The 21,972-nt window shown below is 37.5% G+C and carries 16 protein-coding genes and 2 tRNA genes; 10 read left to right on the forward strand and 8 right to left on the reverse strand.

The features are described 5' to 3' along the window. Nucleotides 1-16 precede the first annotated feature (16 nt). Together galE and P7V56_RS00650 are read right to left on the reverse strand one after the other, a co-directional pair. Nucleotides 17-1,030 (reverse strand): UDP-glucose 4-epimerase GalE, encoded by a 1,014-nt coding sequence (galE, locus tag P7V56_RS00645; RefSeq protein WP_171222041.1) that lies wholly within the window; start codon nucleotides 1,028-1,030, stop codon nucleotides 17-19. Nucleotides 1,031-1,102: 72 nt separating this feature from the next. Continuing rightward, entirely contained in the window at nucleotides 1,103-2,233 is a 1,131-nt protein-coding gene (locus P7V56_RS00650) for a DegT/DnrJ/EryC1/StrS family aminotransferase (RefSeq protein ID WP_171222040.1), read from the reverse strand. A 96-nt stretch (nucleotides 2,234-2,329) separates the two neighbouring features. On the opposite strand from P7V56_RS00650, the gene P7V56_RS00655 reads away from it, so the two are divergent. The 3 genes from P7V56_RS00655 to P7V56_RS00665 all read left to right on the forward strand — a co-directional run bounded on the left by P7V56_RS00655 (nucleotide 2,330) and on the right by P7V56_RS00665 (nucleotide 6,130). Continuing rightward, entirely contained in the window at nucleotides 2,330-3,583 is a 1,254-nt protein-coding gene (locus P7V56_RS00655; protein WP_171222039.1) for a 3-deoxy-D-manno-octulosonic acid transferase, read from the forward strand. A 36-nt stretch (nucleotides 3,584-3,619) separates the two neighbouring features. After that, complete coding sequence (locus tag P7V56_RS00660; protein WP_171222038.1) at nucleotides 3,620-5,764, forward strand: S46 family peptidase; 2,145 nt, start codon at nucleotides 3,620-3,622, stop codon at nucleotides 5,762-5,764. A 159-nt stretch (nucleotides 5,765-5,923) separates the two neighbouring features. Beyond that, nucleotides 5,924-6,130: a PG1828 family lipoprotein gene (locus tag P7V56_RS00665; protein ID WP_171222037.1), complete on the forward strand. Its 207-nt coding sequence runs from the start codon at nucleotides 5,924-5,926 to the stop codon at nucleotides 6,128-6,130. A gap of 82 nt (nucleotides 6,131-6,212) precedes the next feature. Here the strand turns inward: P7V56_RS00665 and P7V56_RS00670 are convergent, their stop codons facing one another. The 4 genes from P7V56_RS00670 to mutS form a co-directional block, all read right to left on the reverse strand. Then, complete coding sequence (locus P7V56_RS00670) at nucleotides 6,213-6,563, reverse strand: YegP family protein (RefSeq protein ID WP_171222036.1); 351 nt, start codon at nucleotides 6,561-6,563, stop codon at nucleotides 6,213-6,215. Between the two features lie 167 nt (nucleotides 6,564-6,730). Continuing rightward, nucleotides 6,731-6,816: transfer RNA gene (locus P7V56_RS00675), tRNA-Leu, on the reverse strand. Nucleotides 6,817-6,828: 12 nt separating this feature from the next. Next, nucleotides 6,829-6,901: transfer RNA gene (locus tag P7V56_RS00680), tRNA-Gly, on the reverse strand. Nucleotides 6,902-7,042: 141 nt separating this feature from the next. After that, entirely contained in the window at nucleotides 7,043-9,649 is a 2,607-nt protein-coding gene (gene mutS / locus P7V56_RS00685) for a DNA mismatch repair protein MutS (protein WP_171222035.1), read from the reverse strand. A 153-nt stretch (nucleotides 9,650-9,802) separates the two neighbouring features. Here mutS and P7V56_RS00690 point away from each other — a divergent pair, with 153 nt between their 5' ends. From P7V56_RS00690 to P7V56_RS00700, 3 genes are all read left to right on the forward strand, one after another. Then, nucleotides 9,803-10,267, forward strand: coding sequence for a DUF1573 domain-containing protein (locus P7V56_RS00690; RefSeq protein WP_171222034.1), 465 nt, complete (start codon nucleotides 9,803-9,805; stop codon nucleotides 10,265-10,267). Between the two features lie 110 nt (nucleotides 10,268-10,377). Beyond that, nucleotides 10,378-10,908: an RNA methyltransferase gene (locus tag P7V56_RS00695; RefSeq protein WP_171222033.1), complete on the forward strand. Its 531-nt coding sequence runs from the start codon at nucleotides 10,378-10,380 to the stop codon at nucleotides 10,906-10,908. Nucleotides 10,909-10,975: 67 nt separating this feature from the next. Then, nucleotides 10,976-13,078 carry an Ig-like domain-containing protein gene (locus tag P7V56_RS00700; RefSeq protein WP_171222032.1) on the forward strand — a complete coding sequence of 701 codons (2,103 nt, stop codon included), beginning with the start codon at nucleotides 10,976-10,978 and terminating at the stop codon, nucleotides 13,076-13,078. 2 nt (nucleotides 13,079-13,080) lie between these two features. Here the strand turns inward: P7V56_RS00700 and folK are convergent, their stop codons facing one another. Next, nucleotides 13,081-14,214, reverse strand: a complete 1,134-nt coding sequence (gene folK, locus P7V56_RS00705; RefSeq protein ID WP_171222031.1) for a 2-amino-4-hydroxy-6-hydroxymethyldihydropteridine diphosphokinase — start codon at nucleotides 14,212-14,214, stop codon at nucleotides 13,081-13,083. 178 nt (nucleotides 14,215-14,392) lie between these two features. Here folK and P7V56_RS00710 point away from each other — a divergent pair, with 178 nt between their 5' ends. Beyond that, a complete protein-coding gene (locus P7V56_RS00710; protein ID WP_171222030.1) occupies nucleotides 14,393-17,005 on the forward strand; it encodes an AsmA-like C-terminal region-containing protein in 2,613 nt (870 codons plus the stop codon). Between the two features lie 50 nt (nucleotides 17,006-17,055). Here P7V56_RS00710 and P7V56_RS00715 read toward each other — a convergent pair whose 3' ends face one another. Further along, nucleotides 17,056-17,850 carry a DUF2797 domain-containing protein gene (locus tag P7V56_RS00715; protein ID WP_171222029.1) on the reverse strand — a complete coding sequence of 265 codons (795 nt, stop codon included), beginning with the start codon at nucleotides 17,848-17,850 and terminating at the stop codon, nucleotides 17,056-17,058. Between the two features lie 122 nt (nucleotides 17,851-17,972). Here P7V56_RS00715 and P7V56_RS00720 point away from each other — a divergent pair, with 122 nt between their 5' ends. The 3 genes from P7V56_RS00720 to P7V56_RS00730 all read left to right on the forward strand — a co-directional run bounded on the left by P7V56_RS00720 (nucleotide 17,973) and on the right by P7V56_RS00730 (nucleotide 21,961). Next, entirely contained in the window at nucleotides 17,973-19,505 is a 1,533-nt protein-coding gene (locus P7V56_RS00720; RefSeq protein WP_171222028.1) for a GH3 auxin-responsive promoter family protein, read from the forward strand. Nucleotides 19,506-19,524: 19 nt separating this feature from the next. Then, the gene (locus P7V56_RS00725) at nucleotides 19,525-19,662 is read left to right on the forward strand and encodes a hypothetical protein (RefSeq protein WP_171222027.1); all 138 of its coding nucleotides are present in this window, start codon (nucleotides 19,525-19,527) and stop codon (nucleotides 19,660-19,662) included. A 103-nt stretch (nucleotides 19,663-19,765) separates the two neighbouring features. Next, the gene (locus tag P7V56_RS00730) at nucleotides 19,766-21,961 is read left to right on the forward strand and encodes a TonB-dependent receptor domain-containing protein (protein ID WP_171222026.1); all 2,196 of its coding nucleotides are present in this window, start codon (nucleotides 19,766-19,768) and stop codon (nucleotides 21,959-21,961) included. Nucleotides 21,962-21,972 lie beyond the last annotated feature (11 nt).

Consider the following 21,972-nt stretch of genomic DNA (forward strand, 5'->3'; position numbering starts at 1 on the left):
TGCGGTTTTTGGCGTCTTAGCTTCTAATTTTTTGCTCCCATTTCCAGGCGGAAGCCAAAGCCTCTTCTAAAGACAATTCGGTTTGCCAGCCTAGAATTTCTCGGGCTTTATCGGTATTAGCATAAGCCGATGTAATATCGCCTTCTCTTCGGGCTACCATTTTATAAGGTAATTTTTGTCCGGATACTTTTTCGAAGGCATTGATGACTTCCAAAACAGAACTTCCTTTTCCGGTTCCAAGATTGAAAGTTTCTACTTTTTCAGCATTTTGTTGGTTTAACAACCTTTGTAAAGCAATGACGTGGGCTTTGGCCAAATCGACTACATGAATATAATCACGAACAGCAGTTCCGTCAGGAGTTGGATAATCATTGCCGAAAACCGATAATTCCTGACGCAATCCCATGGCGGTTTGGGTAATAAACGGTACTAAATTTTGTGGTACACCCAAAGGCAATTCCCCTATTTCGGCCGTCGGATGCGCTCCAATCGGATTAAAATAGCGTAATAAAACAGCGTTGATTTTGGTAACTTTAGCAGCATCTTTGATGATTTCTTCTCCAATTTGCTTGGTATTGCCATAAGGCGAAATGGCCGGTTGCACTGAAGCGTCTTCGGTAATCGGCATTTTTTCGGCTTGACCATAAACCGTACAAGATGAACTGAAGATAAAGTTGGCTTGAGTTAACTGGGTCAATTCTTGTAAAACATACACCAAAGCATTGATGTTATTTTCGTAATATAACAATGGATTCTCTACACTTTCTCCAACAGCTTTTGACGCAGCAAAATGTATTATCCCAACAACATCAGGGTGTTTTTGGAAGAAATTTTGAACTGCCGATTTTTCTCTTAAATCGATGTTTTCAAAAAGCGGTTTTTTACCGGTTATTTTTTCAATGCCGTCTAAAACTGTAATGGAAGAATTCGATAAATTATCAATGGCTATAACTTCAAAACCTTGGTTTTGTAATTCAACCACGGTATGTGACCCTATAAATCCTAAACCGCCTGTTACTACTACTTTCATAAATTAAGTTGTCTGTTGTTGGTTGTTGGTTGTTAGATGAAAAACCTTCAACTATCAACCATAAACCATCAACTATTTTAAAAACTCTAAAACGCTGTCGGTGATGAACTTAATTTGCTCGTCATCTAATTCGGTGTGCATTGGCAATGAAATTACTTCTTTCACCAATTGATTCGTTACCGGAAAATCTTCTTCCTTGTAACGAGAATCGGCGTAAGCTTTCTGACTGTGTAACGGAATCGGATAATAAATAGCGCACGGAATCCCTTTCGCTAATAAATGTTCCATCAACCCATTTCTGTCGGCATCAATAATTCTTAGAGTATATTGATGAAAAACGTGGCAATCACAAATATCACAAATACTCGGAGCAATAATATTTTTATGCCCTTCAAAAGCTGCCGAATATTTACGAGCCGCATCTTGACGCGCTCTTCCGTAAGCATCCAAGAAAGGCAATTTAGCATTCAAAACACCGGCTTGAATACTATCCAATCGGGAATTTACGCCTACCACATCATGATGGTAACGCACGTACATTCCATGATTTACGATTCCTCTGATTTTGTGTGCCAAAGCATCGTCGTTGGTAAAAATCGCACCACCATCACCGTAACAACCTAAGTTTTTAGAAGGAAAAAATGAGGTTGAAGATACGTGACCAATAGTTCCCGCTTTCTTTTTAGTTCCGTCAGAAAATTTACAATTGGCACCAATCGCTTGGGCATTGTCTTCAATTACGTATAAATTGTGTTCCTTGGCAATCGCCATAATCGCTTCCATATTCGCAGCGCGACCAAACAAATGCACCGGTACAATGGCTTTGGTTTTAGGCGTAATCGCTTTCTTAATTGCCTCGATAGAAATGTTCATATTCACTATATCAACATCGACTAAAACCGGCGTCAATTGTAGCAAAGCGATTACTTCAACGGTTGCGGCAAACGTAAAATCGGCTGTAATTACCTCATCGCCGGGTTTTAAATCCAAGCCCATCATGGCAATTTGCAAAGCATCAGTTCCGTTGGCGCAAGGAATCACGTGTTTCACGTTTAAATATTCCTCTAAATTTTTCTGAAATTCGTGAACCAATGGTCCGTTAATGTAAGTTGTGGTATCTAAAACCTCCTGAATCGAAGCGTTAACAGTATCTTTTATTTTTTCGTATTGACTTTTTAAGTCAACCATCTGAATTTTTCTCATGTTCTAAAAAATTATGAGTAGCAAAAGTAAGAAATTCTGAAGTAGAATTCCATGTTCCGTAAAAGAAACGTATTTTAGCGCATCAAAATTTTAGGGATGTTTTTTTTATACAATATTTTACTGGTTTTGGCTTCACAACTTGTGAAAGTATTGGCGCTTTTCAGTCCCAAAATAAAACTGTTTGTCAACGGCAGAAAGTCGGTTTTTGAAACTTTAGAGGCCAAAATTAATCCCGAAGACCAAACCATTTGGTTCCACGCCGCTTCTTTAGGCGAATACGAACAAGGGTTGCCGGTGATGGAACGCATCAAACAAGAATTTCCGAATCATAAAATTGTACTCACTTTTTTTTCGCCTTCGGGTTATGAAGTTCGCAAAAACAATCCAATTGCGGATGTGACGGTTTACTTGCCATTAGACACCAAATCGAACGCTCGAGAATTTCTGAAATGGGTTCATCCCGACTTGGTGTTTTTTATCAAATATGAATATTGGCCGAATTATTTGAATGAATTGAAGAAAGCGTCCCTAAGCGTAGGGATCAAAACTTATTTGATTTCGGGGATTTTCAGAGAAAAGCAAGCATTCTTTAAATGGTATGGCGGATTTTATCGTAACGCACTGAAAACCTTTGACTACTTTTTTGTGCAAAATGAAAGTTCGAAAAAGCTGTTACAATCTTTAGGCTACCATAACGTCAAAATATCGGGCGACACCCGATTTGACCGCGTAGTTTCTATTTTGTACCGAGACAACACTTTAAATTTTATCAATCAATTTAAAAACAACACTACAACGATTGTCATTGGAAGTTCTTGGCCCAAAGACGAAAGTTTGTTGGTGAATTTCATCAATGAAAGCAATCACAAGGTAAAATTCATCATTGCGCCGCACAACATTAAATCGGAACAAATTTCGAATCTTCAATCTCAAATCACAAAGTCAACCATTTTATTATCGGAAAAGGAAACCCGTAATTTGACCGAATTTCAAGTTTTCATCATTGATACCATCGGTATTTTGACCAAAATTTACAGTTATGCCGATATCGCTTATGTTGGTGGCGGCTTCGGTAATCCGGGCGTTCATAACATTTTGGAACCGGCAACTTTTGGAATTCCGATTGTGGTTGGCCCTAATTATTCGCACTTTGCAGAAGCTACGGCCTTGGTTAATATGGAAGGTTGTATTTCGATTTCAACTCAAAGCGAACTCAATGATGCTTTTGATAATTTAATTTCAAACGAAGATATTCGACATGAAAAAGGACATATTTGCGAAACATTTGTCCAAATGAACATTGGTGCTACCGATGTAATTTTGAGACACATTGGTAACAAATCAAACTAAAAACAAACAAATAAACTTAACAAATAAAACAAACTCATGAAATTTTTAAGACTGCTTCTCTTATTTGTTTTCGTTCAAACCCAAGCGCAACAAGGCGGTATGTGGATTCCTTCTTTATTAAAAGGGATGAACGAAAGCGAAATGAAAAATTTAGGCATGAAAATCAGTGCCGATGATATTTATTCCATCAACAAATCCAGTTTGAAAGATGCTGTACCGCATTTTGATGGTGGTTGTACGGCCGAAGTGATTTCAGACAAAGGGTTAATCTTAACCAATCACCACTGTGGTTATGACAACATTCAAAGTCACTCTACCGTTGAACACGATTACTTGACCAATGGTTTTTGGGCTTACAAAATGGAAGATGAATTGCCCAACAAAGACTTATTTGTAACCTTCATCATTCGAATTGAAGATGTTACCACAAAAGTTCTGGAAGGCGTAACCACTTTAGCCTCTGAAACGGAAAAGCAGAAAAAAATTCAGGAGAACATTGGGGTTTTGAGCCGAACATTGCCTAAAGAATCTTGGCAGGAAAACAGCATTCGTACTTTTTATGACGGCAATCAATACCTTTTATTTGTAACCGAAACTTTCCGCGATGTTCGTTTGGTTGGCGCACCACCAAGTTCGATTGGAAAATTTGGTTCGGATACAGATAACTGGGTTTGGCCAAGACATACCGGCGATTTTTCATTGTTCCGAATTTATGCCGATAAAAACAATCGCCCGGCTGCTTACTCTACAGAAAATGTACCTTACAAACCCAAATATTTCTTCCCTATTTCCATCAAAGGCTTAAAAGAAAATGATTTCACTATGGTCATGGGTTATCCCGGAAGAACGCAAGAATACTTGCCCGCAGTTGCCGTTGAACAAATAGTAAACACTTTGAATCCGGCTAAAGTTGACATTCGCGATGCCGCCTTAAAAGTGCAAAATGAATTCATGCGAAAAGACAATGCGATTAAAATTCAATACGCTTCAAAAAATGCCAGCATTGCCAATTCATGGAAAAAATGGATGGGCGAAACCAAAGGATTAAAAAAATCAAATGCGATTGGCATCAAAAAAGAATTTGAAGTCAAGTTCCAACAAAAGGTTATTACTGCCGGAAAGCAAGCAGAATATGGCAATTTGTTAGCTGATTTTGAAAAAAATTATGCTGAGATCAGAGACTATGCTTTGGCCAGAGATGTATTTACAGAAGTGGCTTTGCGCAATACTGAAATCCTGAGTTTGGGTTATAAATTGTACCAATTAGAACAAATTTACAATACCAAAGGAGAACAATCTTTCAACGACAGAAGAAACAATTTAATCAACGGTTTGGGAGATTTTTACAAAGATTTTAATGCGCAGGTTGACGAAAAAGTATTCGAGAAATTGATAGAAATTTATGCAAAGAAATATCCGAAACAATTTTTGCCGAGTGCGTTTGAAAATATCAATGTTCCGAGTTTGACCGCTGAAGTTTTTTCCCAATCCCAATTGGTAAGTTACGACAAAATAAAAGTACTACTAACCGGCGACAGCAAAACCGTTTTAGAAAACTTAAATAAAGACAAAGGATTCCAAGTAATTAAAGCTATGGCTGATGGATATTTGAAAAATGTGGCGCCCAAATACGATGAAATCAATTTGAGAAATGTGGCTACGCAACGAACCTATATGAAAGCCATCTTAGAATTGAGCCAAAAATCAGATCGCATTTTCCCGGATGCCAACAGTACTTTTAGAGTAACTTACGGAAAAATCAAAGGCTACAAGCCTAATGATGCTGTAGTTTATGAACCATTTACTTACTTAGACGGTGTAATTGAAAAATACATTCCCGGCGATTACGAATTTGATGTTCCCAAAAAACTAATTGATTTATACAACACTAAAGATTACGGAAATTACGGTGTAAAAGGCAAAATGCCGGTAGCTTTTATTGCTACTAATCACACCACCGGAGGAAACTCTGGAAGTCCGGCCTTGGATGCCAACGGAAATTTAATTGGCCTGAATTTTGACAGGGTTTGGGAAGGAACGATGAGCGACATTTATTACTCTCCTGAAATATGCCGAAACATTATGGTTGACATCCGTTATGTATTGTTTGTGATAGATAAATTTGCCGGCGCAGAAAATTTGATTAAAGAAATGAAAATTATTGCTCCAAAGAAAAAATAGAAGAAATTAAGCAATTCTTAAGTTTTGGCACGATTATTGTTAAGTAAAAAAGCGAAGCAAAATAGAGATTTTAAAAAAAGTTAAAATAAAAGTTTTTCCAAATGAAAAAATTTATATCTTTGCTCCGAATTAATAATTAACCTTTTATAATTAAGTAAGATGAAAAAAGTATTTTTAAGTTTAGCTGTTGTTGCTGCATTAACTGTAGTATCTTGTAAACAAGCTGAGACTGAAGCTGCTGCTACTACTGATTCAGTAGCGGTTGATTCTCCAGCTGTTGAAACTCCAGAAGTTGCTGTTGACTCTCCAGCGGTTGACTCTCCAGCTGTTGAAACTCCAGCTGCTGAAGCTCCAGCTGCTAAGTAATTTTAAATTACAGTAAGAAATTAAGCCACGCAATGCGTGGCTTTCTTTTTTAAATTAATATTGAAAAACTTTTAAGTAATAGTTAGAGTTCAGAAAATATAGAATCTCCGGTAGAGAAATCCAGAATTTCAGCTGCCGAACCATATTTTACAATCTCAGCTATCCCTTTCTGCATCATCAATTCTGTAGAATATTTTCTGCTGGTAGCCAATACCGTTTCGGCTTTCATCAACTTAAAAAAACATTTTCCTTTAGCGGTTTTAAATCTCAGAAACTGACAAGCATCTATTGAAGCTTTTAAATCCTCAATAGCTTCCTCGCATTCAAATCGAAGCTCATAATCATTGCCGGTAAAAATAGTCTTCCCCTTTCTGGAGACAAACTCAAATTTGTAGAAATCATTCAATCGTTTGCTAATTACAAAAGTGCCCATAGAAATCTAAAGATAATAAAATAAAAAAGTCCCTAATGTTAGTTAGAGGCTTTTGCTTTCAAATTAGCTTCGAAGTTACGAAGTTGGATTCGTAAAAGCCATAGTCTTAATTAAAAAATCAAAGTGAAAAACATAAAAAAAGCCCCTAACAAAGTTAGAGGCTTTTGTACTCAGAGCGGGACTTGAACCCGCACGAACATTGCTGTTCACTGGATTTTAAGTCCAGCGTGTCTACCAATTTCACCATCCGAGCGTATAGATGTTGAGCGAAAAACGGGGCTCGAACCCGCGACCTCGACCTTGGCAAGGTCGCGCTCTACCAACTGAGCTATTTTCGCATTTCAAATTTTATAAGAACACAATACTTGTGCTGTATTGCGGATGCAAATGTAACACTAAAATTGAATTATACAAACCTTTTTTTAGAAAAAAACTTTTTGAAAATCTAATTCGCTGATTAGCAAAATCAACCGATTGTGTTATTTTTTTAACAACATTCTTTTTAGCTCATTTAGCTTCATTAAAGCTTCCACCGGTGTCAAAGTATTGATATCTAAATTGAGGATGTCTTCTCTGATTTCTTCCAACAAAGGATCATCCATACTGAAAATATTGAGTTGCATTTCATCTTTAGCCGATTTGATAGTGTTTAATGCATCACTGGAATGATTCTTCTCTAATTTCTTTAAAAGCTTTTGGGCTTTTTGAATTACCATTTGCGGCATTCCGGCCATTTTGGCTACATGAATTCCGAAACTGTGTGCGCTGCCGCCTTTAACCAACTTTCGAATAAAAAGGACATTGTCTTTTAACTCTTTTACCGAAACATTATAATTCTGAATTCTCGGCAACAATTCACTCATTTCATTTAGTTCGTGATAATGCGTTGCAAATAAAGTTTTTGGTCTTGCCGGATTTTCGTGTATAAACTCGGCAATCGCCCAAGCTATCGAAATTCCGTCATAAGTACTGGTTCCTCGACCGATTTCATCTAACAAGACCAAACTTCTGTCTGAAATATTATTCAAAATAGAAGCTGTTTCATTCATCTCGACCATAAAAGTCGATTCACCCATCGAAATGTTATCGCTGGCGCCTACTCGAGTAAAGATTTTATCGACTACGCCCATTCTGACTTTTTCTGCCGGAACAAAGCTTCCCATTTGCGCCAGCAATACAATTAAAGCGGTTTGTCTTAAAATCGCCGACTTACCCGACATGTTCGGTCCGGTAATCATGATTAATTGTTGGGTTTCTCTGTCTAAGAAAACATCATTGGCCACATAAGGAACACCGACCGGTAATTGTTTCTCAATCACAGGATGACGACCATTGGTAATTTCCAATTCAAAAGTATCATCCAAAATCGGACACACATAATCATTTTCTATTGCCAATTGCGCAAAAGAAGTTAAGCAATCCAATTGGGCTACCAAATTAGCGTTCAATTGAACTTGTTTGATGTAAGTCCCAATCCAAATCACCAATTGCTCAAACAAATGGCTTTCGATTTGATGAATTTTTTCTTCGGCGCCGAGAATTTTAGTTTCGTATTCTTTTAATTCTTCAGTAATGTATCTTTCGGCGTTGACTAAAGTTTGCTTTCTGATCCATTCCGCCGGCACTTTGTCTTTGTGGGTATTTCTAACTTCAATATAGTAACCGAACACATTATTGAAAGAGATTTTAAGTGAAGATATTCCGGTGCGCTCAGACTCACGAGTTTCAATTCCTTCCAAATATTCCTTACCTGAAAATGCAATACTTCTCAGTTCATCCAATTCGGCATGAACTCCAGTAGCGATGGCATTTCCTTTGGCAATCGAAACCGGTGAATCTTGATTGATCGTCGTTTTTATTTTTTCGCGAAGCAAATCACAAGCATGCAAATTGTCGCCAATGACACGAACCGCTTCTTGTTTGCTTTCCAATGCAATCGTCTTTATTGGAATAATCGCATCTAAAGATTCTTTGAGATAAATCACTTCACGGGGCGAAATTTTACCGGTGGCTACTTTCGAAATCAAACGTTCCAAATCGGAGATCTGTTTAATTTGGTATTGAATTTTTTGAAGGATTTCCTGATTGTCTTTCAAATAAGTAACCACTTCATGACGGCTTCTGATTTTATTAATGTCTTTCAAAGGCAAAGCCAACCAACGTTTTAGTAACCTTGAACCCATTGGCGAAAGCGTCCTATCAATCACATCCAAAAGCGTTACGGCATTTTGAGAATGACTGTGGTACAATTCCAAATTGCGAATCGTAAATCGATCCATCCAAACATAAGCGTCTTCCGCTATGCGTTGGATATTGGTGATGTGCTGAACTTTGTTATGTTGTGTTTCAGATAAGTAATAAAGAATCGCCCCTGATGCAATAATCCCATCTTGCAATTCTTCAATCCCAAAACCTTTTAAGGAATTGGTTTGGAAATGATTTTGCAAAGTCTCAATTGCATAATCTTCTTTATAAACCCAATCTTCCAGATAAAAAACATTAAAATCTTCTCCGAAAACTTCTTTGAATTGGGCTTTGTTGTTTTTTTGAATTAAAATCTCACTCGGACTAAAATTCTGCAACAACTTATCTATGTATTCTTCATTACCTTGCGCGGTTAAAAATTCCCCGGTGGAAACATCCAAAAAAGCCACACCGAGTTGTCGCTTGCTAAAGTAAACAGAAGCCAAAAAATTATTGGATTTAGAATGCAAAACCTCATCATTCATCGAAACACCCGGTGTTACCAATTCGGTTACACCACGTTTTACAATGGTTTTGGTCATTTTAGGATCTTCCAATTGGTCACAAATCGCCACACGCAATCCGGCTTTGACTAATTTAGGCAAATACGTATTTAAGGAATGATGTGGAAACCCGGCCAAAGCGGTTTCGGTTTCTGAACCGGCGCCACGTTTGGTCAAAACTATGCCGAGAATTTTAGAAGCTCGAATGGCATCTTCTCCAAAAGTTTCATAAAAATCGCCAACTCTGAATAACAAACAAGCATCGGGATATTTATTTTTAATCTCGTTGTATTGCTTCATTAAAGGCGTTTCCTTGGCTTTGGTTTCTTTGGCTGACAATGGATTTCGATTTAAATTGAATAAGAAAGCGAATTTAAATATTTTAGGTCGAATAGCTGATGCAAAAAAAATTAATTTAATATTAAGGTAAAAAAAAAGACTCGGTTTTAAATTTTAGATAGATTTGCTACAGAAACTTAAAAACATTATACGATGAAAAAAATAATTTTACTTGCTGCCTTAGTTGCTTTTGGCGTTACAAATTCAAACGCTCAAACAGCAAAAAAAGTAGCTACAAAAGCTGCTGCAAAAGTGGAAACTCCTAAAGTGGACGGACCGGGAATGTTATTCGAAAACGAAACTATCGATTACGGAACAATTCCTGCTAATTCTGACGGAAAAAGAGAATTTGTATTCGTAAATAACGGAACAAAACCATTAATTATCGAAAGCACACAAGGTTCTTGCGGATGTACCGTTCCTTCTAAACCGGAAAAACCAATCCAACCGGGAGAAAGAGGTGTAATCGGAGTGAAATATGACACTTCAAGAGCAGGGCAATCTTTCCAAAAAACAGTTACTGTAAAATCAAATGCAGTAGGTCAAGAAAACAAAGTACTTACTATTAAAGGAAACGTTTTACCGGCTGAAACTAAAGTTGAGCCTACAAAAAGCTAATTGAACTTAATTATAAATTCGAAAAAGTCCTGATTTAATCGGGACTTTTTTTTTGAATATCTTTGCCACACAAACCCAAAGGGAGAATTCCATAAAATAAAAATAAAGCAATGCGAAAGCTTGAAAATAAAGAATTAGACCGAAAATCAATAGCTGATTTCAAAGAAGCTGAAAAAACGCCCATTATTATCATCCTTGATGACATCAGAAGTTTGCATAATATTGGTTCTGTATTCAGAACCGCTGATGCTTTTTTGATTGAAAAAATATACTTGTGCGGCATTACAGCAATTCCGCCGAACAAAGAAATTCACAAAACAGCCTTAGGCGCCACCGAAACCGTCGCTTGGGAATACCAAAAAGAAGTGACTGAGGTAATTGAAAGCCTTAAAGAAGAAGATATTAAAGTTTTTGCCATTGAACAAGTAGACAAGGCTGTATTTCTTCAGAATTTCAAAATAGAGAAAACCGAAAGATACGCTTTAGTTTTTGGGAATGAAGTTTACGGCGTTTCCCAAAAAGCCATCGAACTTTGCGATGGTTGCATTGAGATTCCCCAAATTGGCACCAAACATTCTCTAAACATATCCGTTAGTGCCGGAATTGTTGTTTGGGATTTATTCCAAAAGATGACATTTTAAATCTCTTCCTTACTTTTTAAGATAATTTTATAATACAAAAGGGCCGTTTTTGATTATTTTTATGGCCATGAAAAAGAATTACCTTGTATTGCTAGTGATATTGTTTTGCACTTCACCCTTCATTTATGGAAGTGCATCTGTCTCATTAGGCAAAATGCAAGCTACTAATATCGCTCCAACTTTAATTGCAGTAGGAAATCAAATTTATTGTCCGGGAACATCGATGAAAATCGTTACAGATATGACCATCACTGATCCTGATGACACGGGAATTGATGCCATATACATCCAGATTTCATCAGGTTATGATTTAGGCGATGATTCCCTGACATTGACCGGAAACCACCCTAACATCAATACGGTCTGGAATGCTACTACAGGCACATTAACATTAACCGGTGTCAGCGGACAACCCACTTATGTCGAATTAGTAGCCGCCATAAAAGATATCGAATTTTCCACAAGCGCCGCCAATCCAACAGGTACTCGAAACTTTTCTATTACCATCGGACAAGCGAATTACCTTCCGTCAAACGGTCATTACTATCTTTATATCCCCAATTTAGGAATCACTTGGACGGCAGCCAGAGCTGCTGCTCAAAGCAGTACTTATTACGGGTTACAAGGCTATTTGGCCACCATAACCTCCGCCGAGGAAGCCCAAATTTCGGGAGAGCAAACCACCGGCGCCGGATGGATTGGCGGCAGTGATGAGCAAACAGAAGGCATTTGGAGGTGGATGACCGGTCCTGAAATCGGTACCGTTTTTTGGAATGGAACCTTTTCCGGTTTTACCAATAATTTTGCCTTTTGGAATACCGGTGAACCCAATAATGCGGGAGATGAAGATTATGCTCACATCACGGCTCCGGGAGTAGGAATTCCCGGTTCGTGGAATGATTTGTCGAATACAGGCGAAACCAGTGGCAATTACCAACCCAAAGGATATATAGTGGAATATGGCGGAACTCCCGGAGATCCTATCTTAAATATCGCAACGAGCACAACACTGACTATCGGTTCAATAACTGCTACCACAAATGGTTCCAGATGCGGATCAGGTTCGGTTACGTTACAAGCGGTTTCAAATACAGGCACAGTCAATTGGTATTCACAACCTACAGGCGGAACACCTATAGCCACGGGCAATACTTTTAATACACCCAATATAACCTCAACTACCCTATTTTATGCCGCAGCCCACTCAGGCAGTTGTCCTGATGATTTGAGAGTTCCGGTGACGGCCTCAGTTACGCCAAAGCCTGTTTTGACCGTTAACTCACCTTATTCATTATGTACTGGTAGCAATACAACCATTGCTTTGGCAACCACAATCGGAACTCTTTTTTGGTATGACAGCCCAAACAGTACAACCCCTATTTTTACCGGAACTCAATTTGTTGTTCCTAACATCCAACAAGATACTTTTTTTTACGCTGAAGCCAATAACAATGGCTGTCTTTCTGATAGAGAAATGGTTGAAGTTCAGGTTTTTGCATCTCCTGTTGTAGCCGATGAATTTATAGACCTTTGCGAAGGCGAAACCATTGTACTCAGTGCCGGCAATCCAAACATGAACTATCTTTGGTCGACCGGAGCAACCACACAAACTATTGTCAGTAATGGCTTGACTAATTATTCTGTAATAGTAACAACACCGGCCCCGGAAAACTGTTCTAAAACAAAAAATTTCAGTATTACTTATCATGCACAACCGGTAATTTCATCTATAGAAACCAATGGTTTAATAGTAACTATCAACACCACTCAAAGCGGTGATTTTGAATACTCACTGGATGGTATTATATACCAAAGTTCGAATGTTTTTACGGTAAATGAAGGCGGAATGTATATAGGCTATGTGAGAGAAAGAAACCAATGTGGCTTTGATCAAAAAACTTTTATCGTCATTTCTGTTCCTGCTTTTTTCACCCCTAACGGGGATAACGTTAATGATACTTGGTCTATCAAAGGTGCGAGTTTCTTCTCGAATGCAGAAGTAAGGATTTTTGATCGATTCGGAAAATTAATAACCGTTTTAAATCGTTATAACCCTTTTTGGGACGGCACTTATAACGGGGCGCTTTTGCCTTCTACCGATTATTGGTTTGTGGCTAAAATAAACGACTCTACGCCTGAAATCAAAGGTCACTTTGCGATGATGCGATAATATTATTGTATCTTATTTCGAATTTCTTCCAAAACAAAAACATAATCGTCTTGGTTGTTTAGAAAATCCCTATTGGTTACATCTATAATTAAGACGTTCAAATCCTTTTGAGATTTGATGTAATCCAAATAACCATTATTGATTTTTTCTAAATACTCCGCCGGAATTTCTTGTTCGTAGCTTCTGCCTCGGGTTTTGATATTCGCCAAAAGTCTTTCGGTGCTTTGGTACAAATAAATATACAAATCGGGTTTAGGCATTTCTTTGTAGATGATATCAAACATCGTTTTGTACAAACGAAACTCATCTTCGGCTAAAGTTACTTTGGCAAAAATCAACGATTTAAAAATATGATAATCCGCCACGATAAAATCCTTGAACAAATCAAATTGCGCCAAATCATCGGAAATTTGCTGATACCTGTCGGCCAAAAAAGACATCTCCAACGGAAATGCATACCGATTTTGATCTTCATAAAACTTCGGCAAAAAAGGATTGTCTGCAAATCGTTCCAACACGGTTTTCGCATTAAAATCTTCGGCTAATTTATTGGTCAATGTGGTTTTCCCGGCGCCAATATTTCCTTCGATGGCAATATAGTTGAAATGATCTAGTTTGATTTTGGCAATTGGAATTTCTAAATTCTGAACCACTTTGCAGTTGCTTTTATCTTCTGACAAGACTAACAATTCATGCAAATATTTTTGTAAAATCGGATGACGCCAATCGAGGTTTAAATCGCGCATCGGCAACAACACAAACAAGCGGTTCTGCATTTCCGGATGCGGCACTTGTAACTTTTCAGAGGCGATAATTTCTTCATCAAAAGCAATTACATCAATATCAATCATTCGAGCTTGATAACCGACTACATCTTCACGAACTCTGCCTAAAGCTTCTTCGAGCAACAAAACTTCTTCCAAGATTTGGTGTGCCGATTTGTTCGTGTTCATTACCAAAGCACAATTGTAAAACGAGTGACTTTCAAAACCCCAAGATGGTGTTTCATATAGTTTAGAAACTTTGATGATAGTGCCAACTTCTTTGTGCAAATCATCAATACAACGCTCAATATTTTCGAGACGATTGCCTTGATTGGTGCCTAAAGATAAAATGACTTGATGCTGCTTATTCATAGATGCACAAATTAACTAAAACTATTTCAGAATAACGGCAAAAACAGCCCGACTATTAATAACAATTTCTCAACAATTCATTTGGCCCTAAATCATAAAACTTCTATAAATAGTAACCACTTTGTATGGAAAAGGCATTATTTTTGTTTAGCCAATGCGTAACTAAATCTATCACATCATGTTAAAGAAAATCCTAAAAATAGTCGGAATTGTTTTGTTGCTTTTAGTAGTTTCCGCTTTTGCGATTCCGTATTTCTTTAAAGACCAAATCAAAGCCAAAATCGAAAAAGCCATCAATGAAAAAGTCGATGCCAAAGTGGCTTTCGCAGATGCCGATTTGAGTTTGTTCAAAAACTTCCCGAATGCGAGTGTCAATATTGAAAAACTCTCTATCATCAACAAAGCGCCGTTTGAAGGCGATACTTTAGTGGCTTTTGAAGAATTGAATTTGAAAATGTCCATCGGACAATTGTTCAATAGCGATGATGAACCGATGCAAATTGACGGAATCGATTCTAAAAACGGACTGATTAATATCATTTTTAACAAAGACGGCCTTGGTAATTTCGACATCGCTTTAAAAGAAGAAAAGAAAGCAGACGATAGTAAAAGCAAACCGCTTTCCTTATCTATAAAAGAATACTCGGTAGAAAATTTCAAGTTCCAATACTACGATGAACGTTCTAAAATCAAAATGGTTTTAGACAGTATCAACCACGAAGGAACCGGAGATTTTGCTGCTTCCAAATTGGATTTGGTTACCAAAACTACTACAAAAGTTTCGCTTGATATGGATAAAGTCAACTACATGAAAAACGTAGCGATATCTTTAGATGCTGTACTCGGCATCGACTTAGACCAAAGTAAATATACCTTCAAGAAAAACGAAGCTAAAATCAACGAATTGCCTCTTAAATTTGACGGTTTTATCCAAATGGCGGATGACGGACAAGTGTATGATTTGACTTTTCAAACGCCGACTTCTTCCTTTAAAAACTTTCTGGGCTTAATTCCGGCGCAATATTCGAGCAATTTGAAAGACGTGAAAACCAGTGGCGATTTTACCGTAAAAGGTTTTGCCAAAGGAAAATTAACCGACACGACTGTTCCGAAATTCAATATCGATATTGCTTCGAATAACGCTTCGTTCCAATATCCGAATTTGCCGAAATCGGTTCAAAATATTATCATCGATACTAAAATCATCAACGAAACCGGTTTGATGAATGATACTTATGTCAATTTAGACAAACTCTCGTTCCAAATCGACCAAGATGTATTTAATGCGAAAGCCAATATTAAAAATATAGCCGAAAATGCTTTGGTGAATGCCGCTTTAAAAGGAACAATCAACTTAGGAAACTTAACCAAAGCTTATCCTGTAAAATTAGACAAACCGTTAACCGGAGTTTTAAAAGCCGATGTGACTACGGAATTTGATATGCAATCGGTAGAAAAAAGCGATTATGCCCGAATTAAAAATGCGGGAACGATTGACTTAACGGGTTTCAATTATACGGATGAAAATGGCAAAACGATGAAAATCAGTCGTGCTTTGGTTTCTTTTGATCCAAGTCGGGTGAATTTAAAACAATTCAATGCGACAACCGGCAAAACTGATTTGGCTGTAAATGGTGTGTTGGAAAACTTCTACGGTTTTGTATTCAAAAACCAAGAGTTGAAAGGCAATTTCAATCTGCAATCTAATCAGTTAGCGGTAAATGATTTCATGACTACCGGAACCGAAACTGCTAAAGAAGCCAAAGCCAGCGAACCTATGAAGATTCCGGCTTTCTTAAACTGCTCTTTAACCGCCAAAGCCAACACCGTTTTGTACGACAACTTGGTTTTGAAAAATGTTTCGGGGAAAGTGATTATTAAAGACCAAAAAGCTACTTTAGAAAACGGAAAAACCGATATTTTCGGTGGTTCGATCGCGTTTAACGGCGATGTTTCGACTAAAGAAAAAACCCCGAAATTCAACATGGATTTAGGTTTAAATGGGGTTGACATCATGCAGACTTTCACCCAATTGGAAATGATGAAAAAAATAGCCCCGATTGCCGGAGTGATCAACGGAAAACTAAATTCCAAAATTAAATTGTCCGGAAATTTAGACGCCAAAGAAATGACCCCCGATTTAAAAAGTCTCTCGGGAGATTTATTGGGACAATTGCTTTCGACAACTGTAAACTCAAGTAATTCTACTTTGTTGACTGCCTTAGACAGCAAGCTAGGTTTTGTGGATTTGAAAAAACTAAACCTCAACGATTTGAAAGCTGCCATTACTTTTAAAGACGGAAAAGTGAACGTAAAACCTTTCGATTTAAAATACCAAGACATTAAAGCAACCATCGGCGGCACGCATGGTTTTGACCAAAACATGAACTACAATTTAAAGCTCGATGTTCCGGCGAAATATTTAGGAACCGAAGCCAATAATCTGATTGCCAAATTGTCTCCGGCCGATGCCAAAAAAGTAGAGAATGTGCCGATTAACGCTATTTTGGGCGGCAGTTTTTCCAATCCGAAAGTAACTACCGATGTCAAACAAGCCACCACATCATTAGTCAACAATTTGGTGAAACAACAAAAAGACAAGTTAGTTTCCGGCGGAAAAGACGCAGTCAATTCTATCATTTCTAACGCGACCAAACCCAAAACCGACACCACCAAAACCGATGTCAAGAAGGACGTTCAAACCAAAGCGAACAGTTTAATTAAAGATTTATTCAACAAAAAGAAAAAAGAAGCGCCAAAAACGGAAACAACACCGACGCCAACTAAATAAAATAAAGACACGAACGAAGTAAACCCTTTCTCAACGGAAAGGGTTTTTATTTAAATACTGATTTTCACCACATAGCCTTCAAAGGTTCGAACGTTAAAAACGGTTCCGTCTTCAAACATGAGGTATTGTCCCTTGACTCCGGTGAGTTTTCCGGAAAAATTCGGTGATTTGTCTAAACTCAAACTATTCACTTTACCTGGATACTGTAGCACCGGATAATGTAATTGGTATAAATCTTCTTTATTCGGGTTGAAAAATTCTTGCACTTCTGTTGGAATCAGATTTTCCAATTTTAATCTTTCTGCCATCAAATCTACTTCGGGCACATCATTCTTCAACATTTTTTGCCAATTGGTTTTATCGGCATAATGGTTTTTCAAAGCGACTTCGGTTATTCCGGCCAAATAGCGATTTGGTACTTCTACAATCGGAACGGCTTGGACTGCACCTTGGTCAATCCAACGTGTTGGCACTTGGGTTTTTCGGGTTACGCCGACTTTCACTTCACTCGATAAAGCCAAGTAAACAATATGCGGTTGCAATTGCACTTTTTTCTCATATTCTAAATCACGATCTTCGATGTCTAAATGTGCTGTACTTAACTCCGGTTTCATAATCCAATCGCCGGCAGCGGCTGAGCTCATAAAGCAATCATAACAAAATCCCTGACGGAAAATCTTCTTCTTTTTACCGCAATTCAAACATTGGTAACCCACAAAATTAATTTCCAAAGATTTGTCTAACAATTGGTTCAGGCTTAAAAAACTGTTCTCAAACACCAAATAATATTGGATTGGATTGGAGAATTCGGTTTGCATTTTGGTTAAAACCCCTTCGTAAGTCATCTTTTATTCTTAAAATTATTTTCTATATTTGGTAAAGTTATAACTTATTTCGCTTCGCTACATATAATTCGCGCTGCGCACTCAAGTCATAATTCGTAATTCATAATTTATAATTCTATTTTATGCCATTTCCAATCATCAATTCTATCGCCACTTGGGTTTTGAAACAGCGCATTCACCAGATTGAGTTGTTTTTAAAATACCCGCATGAAGTGCAGAATGAGTTGTTGATGAATTTGATTCGGAATTGTGACGAAACGGTTTTGGGCAAAAAATACGATTTCGACAGCATCAAATCTTACGAAACTTTTGCCGAGCGAATACCGGTTTCTTCTTATGAAGATTTGGAGCCGATGATTGAAGAAACGCGCAAAGGCTATCAGAATATTTTTTGGAACACACCCATTAAATGGTTCGCCAAATCGAGCGGAACCACCAACGCCAAAAGCAAATTTATCCCAGTAAGTAACGAAGCCTTAGAAGATTGTCATTACAAAGCCAGCAAAGATTTGTTGTGCATGTATTTGAACAATAATGAGAATTCCGAGATGTTTTTGGGCAAAAGTTTGCGCCTAGGCGGCAGTTCTCAGATTTACGAAAACAACAATACTTTCTTCGGCGATTTATCAGCGATTTTGATTGAAAATATGCCGATGTGGGCGGAATTCAGCAGTACGCCAAGCAATAAAGTTTCTTTGATGAGCGAATGGGAAAGCAAACTCACCGCCATCATCAACGAAACGAAGACCGAAAACGTAACGAGTTTTGCCGGTGTGCCGTCTTGGATGTTGGTATTGCTAAACCGAATTTTAACCGAATCCGGAAAAGAAAATATGTTTGAGCTATGGCCGAATTTGGAAGTGTATTTCCACGGCGGCGTGAGTTTTGAACCTTATCGCGAGCAATACAAGAAGATTTTGCCGAAATCGGATTTTAAATACTACGAAATTTACAACGCTTCCGAAGGCTTTTTCGCCATTCAGGATTTGAATTATTCTAATGATTTGTTGTTGATGTTGGATTACGGGATTTTCTACGAGTTCATTCCGATGGATACTTTTGGCACACCAAATCAAAAAATTGTTCGTTTAGCTGATGTGGAATTGTTCAAAAATTATGCAATAGTGATTACCACCAATGCCGGACTTTGGCGTTATATGATTGGCGATACCGTTCGTTTTACTTCTTTAAATCCATACAGAATCAGAGTTTCCGGAAGAACGAAACACCATATCAATGTTTTTGGCGAAGAGTTAATGATAGAAAACACCGATTTGGCTTTGGCGAAAACTTGTTCGGCGCTTCATTGCGAAGTGATTGATTATACTGTGGCTCCGATTTTTATGGAAGGTAAAGAAAAAGGCGCGCACGAATGGATGATAGAGTTTAAAAAACACCCGGAAGATATCGCTTTGTTCCAAAAAGTATTGGACGAAAATATTCAGTCTGTCAACTCCGATTACGAAGCCAAACGCTACAACAACATGACTTTGAACGAACTCAAAATCAATGTGGCTCGAGAGAACTTATTCTATGATTGGCTCAAGGAAAATGACAAACTGGGCGGTCAACATAAAATACCGAGACTGTCAAACCAAAGGGATTATTTGGAACAGTTGATGCAGATGCAACATTCTGTAAATTCTAAATCTTAAAATTTCAAGAAAATTTCAAATGAAAAAAATCCTTGTTTTACTACTACTCTTTTGCTTTCTAACTTCTTGTGGACCAAGAAGATTGGGCTGTGGTCCAAGTCGATGTGATATCGAAAAACCAACGCTCGACATTGTTCCATTAAAAAATATTTGCTAAAAAATTTCATTGGAAGTGTAACATTTGGTTTTCATGAAAGTCTTACAGACAATCATCAATCAATCGAATATCAGTTTACTGATGTTCAATAAATCAATCACCAATGAAATCACTAAGTATCGCCTTGTGCCTACTTGCGACTGCTTTTACTTTTGCGCAAGAAGCACCAAAAACAGAAGAAAAAAAAACTTCAGAAAATCCGAATGAATTAAAAGAGGTTACGATTTACGGGAACAAAAAACAGTACCTAAAAGTCGAATCCGACAAAACCACCATCAGCGTCCGCGACAATGCGATGCTCAACAGCGGGAGCAGTCTCGAAGCCGTAAAAAAAATTCCGGGTGTAATTACTTCACCCACAGGAACGATTACTTTAAACAGCAAAGGGGTTACCATTTATATTGATGGCGCTCCGAGTTCGTTAAGCGGCAATGATTTACAAAATTACCTATCAACTTTACCCGCTAACGCTATTGAAAAAGTCGAACTGATTTACAATCCCGGCGCTTCCTTTGATGCTGATGCGAGCGGTTCGATTATCAATATTGTCACCAGTACGAAACGCAAAAAAGGATTGAATGCTAGTTTCAATATCAACTATAATTTTAACCAATATCAAAAACCGAGTCCGCAAATTTTACTAAACGGAAAAGTAAAAGAATTGAGTTGGCAAACCATGATTGGCTACAATTATATGGACAGCGAAAGTAACAACCGCAATGACCAAACCTTCACCTCTTTTTCCCCAAATGAAAGATTATTCCAAAAGAATTTTGCTCAGTTTACCAATCGTAATTTCTATTTCAGAACCGGTACGAACTATAAATTGAACGAAAAATCGAATTTGTTATTGAATTACAATTTGAATTTAGGCAACGATAGAATTACCAATGAAGCCAGCACAGTCGGCACCGGAATTGACTTTTCCAACAATGGTTTGTCAAAAATGAAAAACAGCGTTAACGAGTTGAGTTTGCAATACAAAACCAAATTGGATACTATTGGCAGGACTTTGGATATTATTGCTTACAGTAATTTTTTCAACAGAAATCCAAACACAACTTCTAATGGTCAAAACAATGGAGAGTCGACTTACTACAATGGAAAAATCGATTTTAATTTGGCCAATTATTATTTGAAATACGACTTTGCTATTCCGTTTAAAAAATTGGATTTATCGCTCAACACCGGTGGAAAATACAATATCCTTAAAGTAAATGACAAGGGAATTTACAACCTAAATACGCCAACCAACAGCATAATCGATTTTGATTATACCGAAACCAACTTAGCCTTTTATGCAGAAGTTCGCAAAAAAATCAAAAAACTGAGTTTGACTGCCGGATTGCGTTTTGAAGATTACAAGGTAGATCGTTTGGCGATTCAGGATGGTACTGAGACAGAAGTTGATTTCACCAATTCCAACTTTTTCCCCAATGCCAGTGCTTTGTATGAGTTTAGCGAAAACATGAATTTGTCGGCTTCTTACTCTAAGAAAATTTTCCAAGCGGATTATAATGTCTTAGATCCGAACAATTTTGCCAACTTTGACCAGTACAATACTTCTCAGGGAAATCCGTTTTTAGATCCGGCATTTTTTGACAACTTCGAATTAAAACTGACGGCGTTTCAGTTTGTGAGTTTGGGTGGAAATTATACCATTGCGCGCGACAGAAATAATTTTATTTTCACTGCCGAACCCGGAGAACTGGTTAGTAACCAAACCTTCCAACAGTTTGATAAAGTTAAAACAATGAGTTTGTTTGCTTCCTTTCCGGTTCCGTTGGATTACTTTTTTAAAGGAAAAGAAGAGTTTGAAAAGCGCATGAACAATATGGACAAGATGAATTACATTTTCTTCAATGTGAATTACATCAAAACCACTACGGAAGGTTATACTTTCTCATTTGAGAATAAACCCATTTGGAACTATTCTGCGCAAGCGCAATTTATTTTGCCTTGGGAAATTAAGAATACCATGTCCTACTTTATTTTACCGAAAGGCACTTGGGAAATCTATCAAATCACCAAACCTATACAACAATTTGACATTTCTTTCAACAAAGATTTCCTAAACAAAAACCTGAAAATCGGTTTGCATTGTTTTGATGTTTTCAATAGTAATGAGGTAAATGCCTTGGTTTCTTCGACCAATTTACAAACCAAGTTTTACCAAAAACAAGATTCGAGAACTTTCAGAATATCATTGACTTATAATTTTGGTGATTTAAGTTTGAAAAAAGAAAATACAGAAATTAATATTGAAAAAAACCGTTCAGGCGGTGGTTTTATGAAATAAAGAACTTTTAA

This window comes from Flavobacterium sp. IMCC34852 (genome assembly GCF_030643905.1).
Classification (GTDB): Bacteria; Bacteroidota; Bacteroidia; order Flavobacteriales; family Flavobacteriaceae; genus Flavobacterium; species Flavobacterium rivulicola.

What these genes read in the sequence shown, in the direction of transcription:
- galE (WP_171222041.1), bottom strand. Translation starts at nt 1,030, where the DNA reads ATGAAAGTAGTAGTAACAGGCGGTTTAGGATTTATAGGGTCACATACC.
- P7V56_RS00720 (WP_171222028.1), top strand. Translation starts at nt 17,973, where the DNA reads ATGCCATTTCCAATCATCAATTCTATCGCCACTTGGGTTTTGAAACAG.
- P7V56_RS00710 (WP_171222030.1), top strand. Translation starts at nt 14,393, where the DNA reads ATGTTAAAGAAAATCCTAAAAATAGTCGGAATTGTTTTGTTGCTTTTA.
- P7V56_RS00730 (WP_171222026.1), top strand. Translation starts at nt 19,766, where the DNA reads ATGAAATCACTAAGTATCGCCTTGTGCCTACTTGCGACTGCTTTTACT.
- P7V56_RS00715 (WP_171222029.1), bottom strand. Translation starts at nt 17,850, where the DNA reads ATGACTTACGAAGGGGTTTTAACCAAAATGCAAACCGAATTCTCCAAT.
- P7V56_RS00700 (WP_171222032.1), top strand. Translation starts at nt 10,976, where the DNA reads ATGAAAAAGAATTACCTTGTATTGCTAGTGATATTGTTTTGCACTTCA.
- P7V56_RS00725 (WP_171222027.1), top strand. Translation starts at nt 19,525, where the DNA reads ATGAAAAAAATCCTTGTTTTACTACTACTCTTTTGCTTTCTAACTTCT.
- P7V56_RS00650 (WP_171222040.1), bottom strand. Translation starts at nt 2,233, where the DNA reads ATGAGAAAAATTCAGATGGTTGACTTAAAAAGTCAATACGAAAAAATA.
- P7V56_RS00690 (WP_171222034.1), top strand. Translation starts at nt 9,803, where the DNA reads ATGAAAAAAATAATTTTACTTGCTGCCTTAGTTGCTTTTGGCGTTACA.
- folK (WP_171222031.1), bottom strand. Translation starts at nt 14,214, where the DNA reads ATGAATAAGCAGCATCAAGTCATTTTATCTTTAGGCACCAATCAAGGC.
- P7V56_RS00655 (WP_171222039.1), top strand. Translation starts at nt 2,330, where the DNA reads ATGTTTTTTTTATACAATATTTTACTGGTTTTGGCTTCACAACTTGTG.
- P7V56_RS00695 (WP_171222033.1), top strand. Translation starts at nt 10,378, where the DNA reads ATGCGAAAGCTTGAAAATAAAGAATTAGACCGAAAATCAATAGCTGAT.
- P7V56_RS00665 (WP_171222037.1), top strand. Translation starts at nt 5,924, where the DNA reads ATGAAAAAAGTATTTTTAAGTTTAGCTGTTGTTGCTGCATTAACTGTA.
- P7V56_RS00670 (WP_171222036.1), bottom strand. Translation starts at nt 6,563, where the DNA reads ATGGGCACTTTTGTAATTAGCAAACGATTGAATGATTTCTACAAATTT.
- P7V56_RS00660 (WP_171222038.1), top strand. Translation starts at nt 3,620, where the DNA reads ATGAAATTTTTAAGACTGCTTCTCTTATTTGTTTTCGTTCAAACCCAA.